The organism is Paenibacillus sp. WC2504 (assembly GCF_052682475.1).
Map to the genome: position 1 here is coordinate 8,080,184 of NZ_JBQZFH010000001.1, position 11,908 is coordinate 8,092,091.

13 protein-coding genes, 1 pseudogene and 1 riboswitch are annotated in these 11,908 nt (G+C 48.0%); all 14 genes and pseudogenes read right to left on the reverse strand.

What is annotated here, in order from left to right:
* Positions 1-89: 89 nt before the first annotated feature.
* Positions 90-314, reverse strand: a complete 225-nt coding sequence (locus ACUN27_RS36970) for an anti-sigma-F factor Fin family protein (RefSeq protein WP_145669352.1) — start codon at positions 312-314, stop codon at positions 90-92.
* 129 nt (positions 315-443) lie between these two features.
* On the reverse strand, positions 444-1,004 hold the full coding sequence (pth, locus tag ACUN27_RS36975) for an aminoacyl-tRNA hydrolase (protein ID WP_315955949.1): 561 nt from the start codon (positions 1,002-1,004) through the stop codon (positions 444-446).
* 390 nt (positions 1,005-1,394) lie between these two features.
* Positions 1,395-2,033 carry a 50S ribosomal protein L25 gene (locus tag ACUN27_RS36980; RefSeq protein ID WP_315955948.1) on the reverse strand — a complete coding sequence of 213 codons (639 nt, stop codon included), beginning with the start codon at positions 2,031-2,033 and terminating at the stop codon, positions 1,395-1,397.
* 142 nt (positions 2,034-2,175) lie between these two features.
* Positions 2,176-3,579, reverse strand: a complete 1,404-nt coding sequence (gene glmU / locus ACUN27_RS36985) for a bifunctional UDP-N-acetylglucosamine diphosphorylase/glucosamine-1-phosphate N-acetyltransferase GlmU (protein ID WP_315955947.1) — start codon at positions 3,577-3,579, stop codon at positions 2,176-2,178.
* Positions 3,580-3,717: 138 nt separating this feature from the next.
* Entirely contained in the window at positions 3,718-4,002 is a 285-nt protein-coding gene (spoVG, locus tag ACUN27_RS36990) for a septation regulator SpoVG (RefSeq protein ID WP_028557369.1), read from the reverse strand.
* Positions 4,003-4,120: 118 nt separating this feature from the next.
* The gene (locus tag ACUN27_RS36995) at positions 4,121-4,504 is read right to left on the reverse strand and encodes a RidA family protein (RefSeq protein WP_445560568.1); all 384 of its coding nucleotides are present in this window, start codon (positions 4,502-4,504) and stop codon (positions 4,121-4,123) included.
* Between the two features lie 4 nt (positions 4,505-4,508).
* Positions 4,509-5,345, reverse strand: a complete 837-nt coding sequence (purR, locus tag ACUN27_RS37000; RefSeq protein WP_315955945.1) for a pur operon repressor — start codon at positions 5,343-5,345, stop codon at positions 4,509-4,511.
* Positions 5,346-5,616: 271 nt separating this feature from the next.
* Complete coding sequence (gene ispE / locus ACUN27_RS37005) at positions 5,617-6,471, reverse strand: 4-(cytidine 5'-diphospho)-2-C-methyl-D-erythritol kinase (protein ID WP_315955944.1); 855 nt, start codon at positions 6,469-6,471, stop codon at positions 5,617-5,619.
* 349 nt (positions 6,472-6,820) lie between these two features.
* Positions 6,821-6,991: pseudogene (locus tag ACUN27_RS37010) on the reverse strand (small, acid-soluble spore protein, alpha/beta type); the annotation flags it as partial.
* Positions 6,992-7,145: 154 nt separating this feature from the next.
* Positions 7,146-7,421, reverse strand: coding sequence for a biofilm formation stimulator Veg (gene veg, locus ACUN27_RS37015; RefSeq protein ID WP_028557365.1), 276 nt, complete (start codon positions 7,419-7,421; stop codon positions 7,146-7,148).
* Positions 7,422-7,687: 266 nt separating this feature from the next.
* Entirely contained in the window at positions 7,688-8,560 is an 873-nt protein-coding gene (yabG, locus tag ACUN27_RS37020; RefSeq protein ID WP_315955943.1) for a sporulation peptidase YabG, read from the reverse strand.
* 55 nt (positions 8,561-8,615) lie between these two features.
* Positions 8,616-9,524: a 16S rRNA (adenine(1518)-N(6)/adenine(1519)-N(6))-dimethyltransferase RsmA gene (rsmA, locus tag ACUN27_RS37025; protein WP_445560569.1), complete on the reverse strand. Its 909-nt coding sequence runs from the start codon at positions 9,522-9,524 to the stop codon at positions 8,616-8,618.
* 62 nt (positions 9,525-9,586) lie between these two features.
* Positions 9,587-10,129, reverse strand: coding sequence for a ribonuclease M5 (gene rnmV / locus ACUN27_RS37030; protein WP_157324505.1), 543 nt, complete (start codon positions 10,127-10,129; stop codon positions 9,587-9,589).
* Between the two features lie 116 nt (positions 10,130-10,245).
* Entirely contained in the window at positions 10,246-11,337 is a 1,092-nt protein-coding gene (locus tag ACUN27_RS37035; protein WP_445560705.1) for a ubiquitin-like domain-containing protein, read from the reverse strand.
* 338 nt (positions 11,338-11,675) lie between these two features.
* A riboswitch (cyclic di-AMP (ydaO/yuaA leader) is annotated at positions 11,676-11,869 on the reverse strand.
* Positions 11,870-11,908: the final 39 nt, after the last annotated feature.

Consider the following 11,908-nt stretch of genomic DNA (forward strand, 5'->3'; position numbering starts at 1 on the left):
ACACTCCTCTCACAAAAAGAAGCCTTGGCACACTTGCCTCGGCTATTAACTCTTCATCTTCATCAATTTAATTCAGCGAAAACATCATGTTACTGCAATGGACTGGCCAGCAGCGACAACTCTGGATTGGCCTCCAGCGCCTCGCGGCAGTAATCGCAAACAACCCTAACCGTAACATCACCATTCGTGTTATACGATATTATATCTCTACGCTCATCAGGGGTCAAGAAATGGAAACCGAGTTGCTGCTCCGTAATTGCTTGATTAATTTCCCCAACAAAGGTATGACAATGCCTGCAAATGTACTTAATCATATATGTATGCCTCCTTCGACGATTCAATTACATCCTAGTATGGCCATTCTCCGGAGAAATTAGCCGAATGTACCATTGTCATTTTCGAATAAGGACCATGCATATGATGTTGGAGACAAACCGTGTTACTTATTTATTAAATTTGCCCATCGTCTTCTCGAAAGGCTCGTCCAGGCTCGACAACATCGCTTCACAGGTCAGATCCAGCACCTGATCCAGCGACTTCATCTCTTCCTTGGAAAAGTTCGCCAAGACATAATCAGCGATATTATAGCCTGGAGCAGGTCGGTTTACGCCTATGCGGATGCGGTTGAAGCTCTGAGTCCCGGCATGCTGAATAATGGACTTGATCCCATTGTGGCCGCCTGCACTTCCTTGATAACGGAGCCTGATTTGCCCAAAAGGCGTGTCCATATCATCATAAATGATGACAACATCCTCCACCTTCGCTTTATAGAAATCCAAGATTGCTCTCATCGATTCACCGGAAAGATTCATATACGTCATCGGCTTGAGCAAAAATACTTTCGTGCCGTTCACGTTCCCCTCTCCCAGCAGTCCCTTACCCTTACTTTGAAAAGAGTTTATCCCCCATTTGGCGGCAAAACGATCTATGGCCATAAACCCAACATTATGGCGATTCATCTCATATTGCTTTCCCGGGTTACCCAGTCCGATAAAACATTTCATTTTTTTTCAGATCCTCCTAGCCTTTTACTAAAAAATCCTTGGCGTAACCTGCATCTTAAGGTTATTGTTTACCTATATGTTACTAAAGTGAACATCAAATTCATAATTGCGGGTGAAACAGCGAATATGTATCTAAACGGTCAACAACTTACAAGCGATCATCATTTTCAAGATCATATAGATGCCGGTATTCCCGTCCAAGTATACTATCAAAACCTGCATAAGGATATAGGCTATATTGAATTTTACAGCCCGCATTTTATTAAAATAAATAATACGTTTTATAACAGAAATACGCACTTCATTGTTTCCCGGCCTGGATATTAACGGAAGAAAGAGGAAAAACAAAGGATACCCTTTGCGCGGCGGCGAGGGTACCCTTCTTTAAGTCTATACGGTCTGCTCTTCTTTCGCTTCCTCATTAACCTCGTTTGGCTTATCCTCTTTGCCCTGAGCAGCAACATCCTCAGGAGCCTCTTTCTGAGGCGCAAGAATGGTCAGCACAAGCTCGCTCGGATCCGACTTGACTTCAATCGTCCCCGGCACGCTAAGCTCACTGACCAGCATATTTTCTCCGATTCCTACATTCGAAATGTCCACAGTGATGGATGCCGGGATTTCACTCGGTAAGCAGCGGATCTCCAGCTCATGCAATTGAATCTGCAAAATGCCGCCCTCTTTCGCCCCAACGGCATCCCCGATGAACTCCAAGGTGACCACCGTTTTGACCGGCTCATCCATATTGATTTGATGGAAATCAACATGGAGCAGCTGCCGGTTCAGCGGATTGCGCTGGATTTCATTGATCATAACCGGCTGCTTGCCGCCGCCGTCCGGCATCTCCAGCTCAATAACAGCGTGCGGGCTTTTGCGTAGCAGCGCCACTAATTCCTTCTGGTCGACGGTTATCACCGTCGCAGCCACCTTTTTGCCATACACGACCGCAGGCACCTTGCCTTTCACTCGCAGTTGTTTGATATCGTATTTCGTTGTGTCCTTGCGGGCTTCCGCTTTCAGTGACAATGCCATAAGAAAAAGAACCTCCTAAGAATTTTGCTTAGCACACTTACTTTCGTAAACGACGCCAAGTGGGTAACAGCTAGTTCATAGCGTACCCATCCTTCAGAGATTCCATCCAAATTTCCCCTCGCAAGGGAGATTTAACGTTTTCCTATTCTTTTTTTGCTTTGTTTTCTTTCTTCGCTTTCATCCGGCCTTTGATTTTATCCGCATAACCCGGTTTGTTCGTTTGTCTTTCCCGCGCGATAGCCAAATCCCCATCGTTCACGGCATGTGTAATCGTCGAGCCTGCGACAACGTACGCACCATTGCCGATTTTCACCGGAGCAATCAAGTTCACATTACTGCCTACGAACGCATCGTCCCCGATTTCCGTTAAATTCTTATTGAAGCCATCATAATTCACCGTAATCGCGCCGCAGCCAATGTTAACATTCGTGCCAACAATCGCATCTCCAACGTAACTTAAGTGAGACACTTTCGTGCCTTCGCCAAGCTTCGAATTCTTGATTTCGACGAAGTCGCCGATCTTCACTTGCTTCCCGATGTCCGCTCCAGGTCTCAAATACGCAAAAGGCCCTACGCTAGCCTCATTATCCACATAAGCCTCTTGGAGAACGGATTGCTTAATCGTAACGTCATCCTTCACAACAGAATCGATGATTTCGGTTTGAGGTCCGATCGTGCACTGCTCGCCAATAATGGTTTTCCCGCGCAAAATAGTGCCTGGAAGCAGAACGGTGTCCGCTCCAATCACAACATCCTTCTCGATGTACGTGTTAGCTGGATCAATAATCGTAACTCCGTTCAGCATATGCTCACGGTTAATGCGCGCTTTGAACAAGCGCTCCGCTTCGGCAAGCGCAACACGGTCGTTCACGCCGATAGATTCTGCAGCATCCGCCATGCAGTACCCTTGCACAGTTTCCCCTGCACTTGTCATGATGCCGATGACATCTGTCAAGTAATACTCATTCTGAGCATTGTTGTTTGTGACAGAGCCCAGCGCTTTGAAGAGCTTCCGGTTATCGAAAATATAAGTCCCTGTATTAATCTCCTGAACAGCCGCTTCCTCGCTGCTGCAATCCTTCTGTTCAACTATTCGCGCAACTCTGCCATCTTCACCACGAATGATACGGCCATAGCCTTGCGGCTCATCAAGCTTCGCTGTCAGGATCGTAGCCGACGCGCCAGAACGTTGATGAAGTTCTATCGTATTCTTAAGCGTTACGTCTGAGATCAGCGGCGTATCTCCGCAAATGACCACCGTCATTCCGTCTTCATCGCCTAGCACATCCTTCGCTTGCAGGACCGCATGACCGGTTCCGCATTGCTTCTCCTGCAGCGCATACTCAACTTGATCTCCAAGATAGTTCTGGACGGCTTCTGCTCCAAATCCTACGATGACCATCGTTCTTGTTACATCTATTTGCCGAAGGGTATCTACAACATGCCCTACCATCGGTTTTCCTACAACCGGATGAAGCACCTTATACAGTTTCGATTTCATTCGTTTACCTTGTCCTGCTGCCAACACAATCGCCATGAGTTTCAAAGACTATCCAACCCCTTTATTATAAATACCTGTATGATTTATGCCTAAATGATGTAGTTAACAGTTCTTTACCAAATATAGCATCAAAGCCCCCAAAAAGAAAAGAGAGCCCTTAAGGGCCCCCTCAATTATTATACATTATGCGCCTTCTTCAATAACCTCTTCTTCTACCGCTGCACGGTCATATTCAGCCAATACGGCAGCTTGAATTTTCTCACGAGTTGTAGAAGAAATTGGATGAGCGATATCTCGAAACTCCCCATCCGGCGTTCGCTTGCTTGGCATCGCTACGAACATACCGTTGTTCCCATCGATAACACGTATGTCGTGTACTACGAACTCATTATCGATAGTTATGGAAGCAATTGCCTTCATCCTCCCCTCGGAGTTGACCCGGCGGAGCCTTACATCTGTAATTTGCACTTGTGTTCACCACCTTTTTCCATCTCTGAGACTTGGGTGTAATATTCCACATCGTTGTGCAAATTCCTTCTTATTTTTTTGAAATTTTCGATAATTTTATACAATCTTAATGTTACTGTTAAATTTCGACAGGAATCACAGCAATTAACTCTATTTCGACAAAAACATCACGTGGTAATCTAGCCACTTCGACAGTCGATCTAGCCGGTTTATGATCACCAAAGTAGGTGCCATAGATCTCATTCAGCTCACCAAATTGATTCATGTCCTTGAGGAAAACAGTCGCTTTCACAACTTGATCGAAAGAAGTACCCGCTGCTTCCAATACACCTTTCAAATTTGCAAACACTTGATGAGCTTGCTCCTGAATGCCGCCCTGTACGATTTGCCCATCTAAGCCAAGCGGGATTTGTCCCGAAGTAAACAGCAAATTACCGAGCTTAACTGCTTGTGAGTAAGGTCCGATAGCAGCAGGCGCTGCCGTTGTTGAGATGAATTCCATCGTTTTACGCGTCTCCTTTTTTACTATCAAAATAATTACCTGGCTCTACCGTGATTTGTTTGGTCTTGGAGTCGACGCCAAACAGTCGGGCCAGTGATACGTATTGATCTACTAAACGCTCTTCCACTTCCACAGATTCCATGAAGACCCCAACACCTTGAACGGAGGCTTTGAACTCCGCCAACAGATCCATCATGCCGTGAATTGTTCCGCCAACATGCATGAAATCGTCGATGATAAGCACCTTGGATTCTTCTTTCAAGGCGCGTCTTGCAAGTGACATGGTCTGAATACGCTTGTTGGAGCCAGAAACATAATTAATGCTTACGGCTGAGCCTTCTGTTACCCGATTATCCCTGCGAACAACAACAACGGGTAGATTCATATAAGTAGCCGTCGCGTACGCGAGCGGAATGCCTTTCGTTTCTACGGTCATAATCACATCGATATCACGCCCTGCGAACGCAGATGCGAACGTTTTGCCAATTTCATTTAAATACTGGGGCTGCCCCATGATATCGGACATATATAAGTAACCGCCTGGCAGGATCCGTTCAGGCTGCTGCAGCTGCAAACAGAGCTGCCCTATGAACTTCAACGAGGTTTCCTTCGGCACCTTTGGTGAAAACTTCACGCCGCCGGCTGCGCCCGCAAGCGTTTGCAGTTCCCCGAGTCCTTCTTCTTCAAAAACCTCTTTAATAATCGCCAAATCCTCACTGATCGAGGATTTCGCTGAGTTGTAACGCTCGGCAAAAGTCGTTAAAGGAATTAACGAATGGGGGCGAAATAACAAGTATTGCGTCATTTCTACCAGCCTAGCGCTCCTTTTCAACTTTTTCATCGCACTACCCCCCAAAAATCCGAATAATATAAAGAAAATATACCACTTTTATACGTATTTATTCAAGCTTCACATGAAAATTAACTTAACATATACATAACACAATGCTAACATAACGAAAATTACTTCCCGGAAGGTGAATATTTCCACAAAAAAGCACCGCCTAGGCATGAGCCTGACGGCTTTATCGTTCTAGCAGATTAAGCGCTGCCCCTTTATCCACTCCGTTAAAAAAGAGCCCCTTCGGGCCCCTCGCACACAACTCCACATGCTAGGTCAACATCCGCACCGCATAAACATCCTTACAGAATCCTCGAAGCCCATTATAAATACGGGGAACTTTCGCTTCCTTGGAGACAAGGCCGAACACCGTCGGCCCGCTTCCGGACATTAATACGCCATCTGCGCCGAGACGCTGCATGCATTCTTTCAATTGTCTGACCTCCGGGTACAGGTCCAGCGTCACTTCCTCCAGCACGTTGCCGAGGTTGCCGCAGAGCCGATCAAACTGTTTCTCACGAATCGCGTTCAGCACATTCTCTGTTGAAGGGTGATTCTTGATCTCGCGAGCGTTCAGCTTGCCGTAAATCTCCGACGTGGACACATTGATGGGAGGCTTGGCCAAAACAACCCAACATTGGGGCGGTGAGACGATCGGCTCCAGCTTTTCTCCGCGTCCTCTGGCGACAGCCGTCCCTCCGGTGACACAAAAGGGCACATCGGATCCAAGCTCAGCGCCAAGCACCTGCAGCTCCTCCATAGGGATGTTTAAATTCCAAAGTCGATTCAAACCCCTAAGCGTTGCCGCCGCGTCACTGCTGCCCCCTGCAAGTCCTGCAGCTACGGGAATCTTCTTATCCAAATGAATGTAGACGCCTTGTTTGACGTCATAGCGATCCTTGATAAGCCGCGCAGCCTGAAAGGCCAAGTTCTTCTCATCCAACGGAATATAGCCTGCTTGACTGGAAATAATGATCGTATCCCGTGAAAGCTCCTGCATTTCAATCCGATCAGCGAGGTCAACCATCGTCATGACCATCTCTACTTCATGATAACCATCTGGTCTTTTATGTAAAACATCTAAGGATAAATTAATTTTAGCCGGTGCTTTTTCAAAAATCTTCATCAGGATCACCTTCTTTTGCTCGTTTGCCGTTAAAATATTATAACAAAAGCGCAAAAAAAAAGCTAAAGCATTCGCTTTAGCTGTAGTAGGGACGCCGTTCACCTTGCGCCGACTGTTGGATTGCTGATGCCATAGGATTCCAGCCCGCTTGTGACTGACCACTAGGCGAAGACGAGGTGTACGCGTTTTGAGAGTTATAGGAAGGTGTAAAAGCCTGCGTTTGCTGTCCATAGTGCTGTTGAGACTGTACAACCCGTTGGTTATACACTGGCGCCTGCGAGAAGCTTGGCTGCGTAAAACTATTCTGCCCATATGAAGTTTGCGTAACCGGCGGCGCAGAGGTTGCATACTGCTTCGCCAACTGTTCTTCCGCAATCTGAATAGCCCGCTTCACCATGTTCCCGGCATCTTTGGTACGAATCCCTTCCCAGCCCTCGCGCTGAACGACATCATAGAACCCCAGATCTTTTGCCAACTCATTTTTGAAACTTTCGGACATAACACCTCTTCTGCGACTCATCAAAAAACCTCCTTTTCCTGAGCTTAGTCTGAGCTTTGATCAAACAAAGCTGGCAGCGTAAGCGTAAAGTAAGGTTAGTATGCCCAGACGCACCAGGTCCATTCAAATGCAAAAACAGACCCTAGGGTCTGCTCATTATAGAAACTTATTAAGCTTAATGTTGGATATAGGTGATACGAACCTGACCATCATCATTACATACCGTAACTTCAACAGATTCGGTAAGAATGTCGGCGTAGCTGTATGACACTCGTTTAAAGGCGTGTGATTCTTGGTCAAGCTTCACGATAAACACAGAAGGGTAGGTTTCTTCTAAAACACCGGAACGTTCGACTGTCTTTCGACGGCCACCATTCGCTCTCAACATGATCTTCTGCCCGACGTGGGGCTCCAAACTGCGTTTGATTTCCAACAGCGCATTTTTTGCCATTGTCAACTACCACCTCTTTCCTTGTTAATTATAACCCATCCTGACAAGCATGTCAAACAGGGTCAAATATTATATCAGCACCATAATCCAGTTGTCAACGGCATTTTCACCTAATTTCTGAATTCCCCATTGTACAGGTTGTCTCCAAAGTTCGCAAATTATTCACACTTTTCCAATAAAAAAAGAACACTCCCCTGCTGCCCTCTCCGAAAAGAGAAGCATCAGGCAAGTGTCCTTGAAAGAAAATCATTGTAATGAGCAAAAATTTAAGCATGCTCATCTGTATGTTGAATACCGGGAACGCCCATTCGATAGCTCCCTCTTGTCTCTACACCACCCAGCCCATCAAGCCCCGTCACCGTCAAATCCATAATGTCCAACATCGAAATCGTGTCCTTCACGGATGTATAGGATAGCTTTGCGGCGATACACAGCGGATCTAGCGCGTGGATGAGTATGCGCGCCGGCGAGCTGGCGAAGTTGGCCCCAGCCCGAAGCAAAGCCTCAAAATGTGACTGGCAAGCTCCAGCCACGACAATCATCGCGTCGCGATTGCGCTCATACTGCCGCGCTATTTGAACCGCGTTCACGAAGTTCTGCGAGTTCTTATAGCTGGACAAGCCGCCTGGCCCAGCAGCTTTGCGATGCTTAAGTATTCCGTCATGCCCTGTGATGACGACAATATCCGGCTTAATTTGCGGAAGCAGCCGGTGGAGCGCGTCGGCCATCTGGGGCTCGGGAATATAGAAGCCCTCAGCGGGCACGCGAAGTTCACCATAGAGCTGCATGCTCTTGCGTAGATAAGTCGGATCTCCGTCTAAGTGTAGGACTTTACCCGGGACTTCGAAATATCCCGCGTTCACTTTCTGCGTATGGGCAACCGAGAGTTGGTTTTTCTCCTGAAGCTGCACTTGGGCAACCGCCAGCCTTCGCAATGACTCGCGAAATTCAGGCGAACTCGACCTGGGATGGTCCATCGACTCTGTCGGATTCTTCAACGTTAAGTCCACTAGAGGCGCGTCCGCAAGCAATCGGTAATCGACGCCGCGCAGGACTGCCTTCAATTGATCGATACGTTCAATCTTAAACATGACGTCGCCGCCATAGGATTTACGGGTTACAAAATCACCTTGCCTCATCGCACAAATCCCCTCCATGGGTTATCCTATGGCGGGGCTGGGCATTTGGTGCGGGTTATTTACAGCCGTGCGCGCGAAGCGCAGTCGACAAGCGCGCGAATTCGTCCATGCTGAGCGTTTCGCCGCGGCGCGAAGGCTCGATGTTGATGCTCTGGAGCAGAGTTTCCAGCTCCGATTTGTTTTCTTTGGTAAAGAACCTCGCAGCGAGGTTGTTGTACAAGGTTTTGCGCCGCTGGACAAAGGACGCCTGGACGACAGCGAAGAAGAAGTCCACGTCCGCCACGTCAACCGGCGGTGTTTTGCGCACACGCAGCCGGATGACGGCAGAGTCCACGTTCGGCTGCGGCACAAAGACGGTGCGCGGCACGATCGTGACAAGCTCCGGCTCGCAGTGGAACTGCACGGCAATGCTGAGGCTGCCGTAATCTTTGGTGCCCGGGCGAGCCGCCATGCGGTCGGCCACCTCTTTTTGAATCATCACGACGATGTTCTCCAAGGGAAGCTTCTCTTCGAGAAGCTTCATAATAATCGGCGTCGTGATGTAGTAGGGCAGATTGGCGACGACACTGACGCCATCCAGCCCGTCAAAATGCTGCCGGAACAATTCCGGCAGGTCCGTCTTCAAAATATCGCCATGCACGACACTCGCATGGGGATAAGGCTCCAGCGTCTCGCCTAGGATAGGCAGGAGACGCTGATCGATCTCCACGGCCAAGACGCGCCCTGCGAGCTTGGCCAGCTGCTGGGTGAGCGCCCCAATGCCAGGGCCGACTTCCAGCGCGCCTTTGTTAGGCCCAAGCTCCGCAGCCGAAACGATCTTGCCCAAGATATTCTGGTCGATCAGGAAGTTCTGACCCAGACTCTTTTTGAGCACGAGATTGTGCTTTTTTATAATTTGTTTCGTCTTACTGGGTGTTGCGACATCTTCCGCTGTTACAATCACTTCACTGCCGGGTATAGTCATTATGTAGCCCTCATTTATCTATAGGTTCTGAATTCCGAATTCCACTGTTATTCCTTACTTTACTATATCTTCGGCTCCAGATGCTCCAAGGCTGCCTCAAATTCCTCACGTGAGATCTGGAACATCGCACATCGCTTATAAAATTGTTTGCCATTGCAGTAACCGATACCCAGGGCATTGCCAACAACGAGCCTCCTGGAAGCCGCCTCCGGATGAACGATCAGCCCTGCGGCTATGAGATCCTCCATGGTAAGCTGCGAGACAGCCCCGTCGTACTCTGTCCGCAGGTTCTGGAGCGCCTCCCGGACAATCTCCGGCGCTGCGTTCTCGACGCCGATGTCGCCCTTATATTCGGCCTGCGCCTGCGTGATAAAGGCATGCTTGCAGCCAGGCACCTTGGCTGCCACAATCTTCCGTATCCGCTCACCTGCGTGATCCGGATCCGTAAAGATAATGACGCCTCTGCGCTGCTGCGCGAGGGCTATTCGCTTCAATACGGCTTGCCCGATGGCTGAGCCGCCTGTCTCTATCGTATCCGCCTCGACGGCTCGGCGAATAGCGGCCGTGTCGTCCTTGCCTTCAACGACGATGACTTCTTTAATCATAATCGGTTCCCTTCCCAGTACGCAGAAAAAGAAGAGGGATTCCCTCTTCTTTCGCCCAGGCTGCTTGCCTGGCAACGTATATTGACATTGTTCCCGCTGAAACAGACGTTTACACGTTAATTTTCAGACGGCTTTTTCGGTCCTACGACATAGACCGTATACCCTTGTTTCGTTCCGAATTTATTGGCGTAGCCATGATCTTCAAAGTACACATCGATCATTTGGCCTTTCACACCACTGCCAATATCTTCAGCACGACGGAAGCCAACGCCCTCAATGTAAACCCACCATCCCAGTGGGATAACTTTCGGATCTACCGCAATCGTTCTGCCCTCAGTAACTGTCGTTCCTGTATACGTCTTCCCATACCCAGGAGTTCCTTCGGCTTTCCCTGTCGAATCGGCTCCCGCTGAATAAGCCGTGAGTTTCACGTTCTTGAGGATTTGTTTATACCCAAATGTTACACCATTCTTAGAGACCTCATCCACGCTAGGGGATGATGCCGACAGAACGACAACGGGATTTTTCGTGCCAACGGACACAACTTTTTTAACGCTTTGTTCCTGTACTTCTTGACCTACAACAGCTTCTGCAACTAATACGCCATCTTCGTAAGTCTTTTCTTTCTTTTTCAGAAGTACGCCCTCTTTACCTTCTTGAACGACCTGCTCTTTACCCTTAAGCAACGATGCATCATTTTTCTTTTCCGTGTCGAATGCAATCGGTTCTGTTACTTCTTCCGTCTCTTTTTTCACACGGACGATTTTGATTTCATCGCCTGAGCTTAAAGAGGCTGTCGGTTCGGGAGTCAGCTTATCGTGCTCCCCAAGTGCAATATGTAAACGTTGCAATGCACTTTCAACCGTTCTTGCAGTTGTGTAAACAGTGGTGGTCTTTCCATCAGCAGTCAATTGAATTGGAGAAGCGTGTTCGATGACGAATTTGTCCCCGCCCTTGATTGTAGCCGTAGGGTCTGCAGATATTTCATCGTGTTCACCAATCGTTATGGCTTGTTCATCCAGTAGGCGTTGCAGGACCCATTGCTTCGTGTGCACAACGGTTTCTTGTCCATTCACAACCACGGATACGCTCTTGGTAGCCGTACCGTACAACAACACCAAAAACATGAAAGTCATTGCGATTGAGATTATAGCCAGGCTTAAAATCAAACGCAAGTTTTCATGCTTCCATCGCAATGCGAAGGACATGCTGGATGATCGTTTTACATGGGTCTCGCTAAAAGAGATACTGCCCACTTCTTCGGTCCTCCTTCAAAGCCTCGCCGCCAGGTTACAGCATGATTAAATTTGACGCGACTAAGGTTTTTAATTTAACTTAACGTGTCGTCCATCGGCAGTTGTTTGGAAACAGCTGCGTTCTGGTCGTCCCACCCCGCTTTGCTATTCATCATCCTATGAATTCCGGGTTACGAATAGTCGTCCGAAACAGTTAAAGGTCCTTATGGGGACAAAAAGCCAGCAAGAAGAGGACTCTTCTCGCTGGCTTAGTTTGCATAGTAAAAATACACAAATAGCACGCACGACAATCGTTACCTCTCTTACGCTTACGAGGTTAGCTGACGGATTCGGACGTGAGAGTCGCCCTACTCAGACGTAAACTTACGTTCAACGTCCAAGATTCACCCCTGTTACTCACTCTGTTTACTTCGTCAGCGATACCGCTTTATAAGCTAACAGTGGTTCCCCCGTTCCCATAATTGGAACTCAGCGAATGGAAAAATGGCAAATTGGTTATTAAGTTATTATGAAAAGTATATTA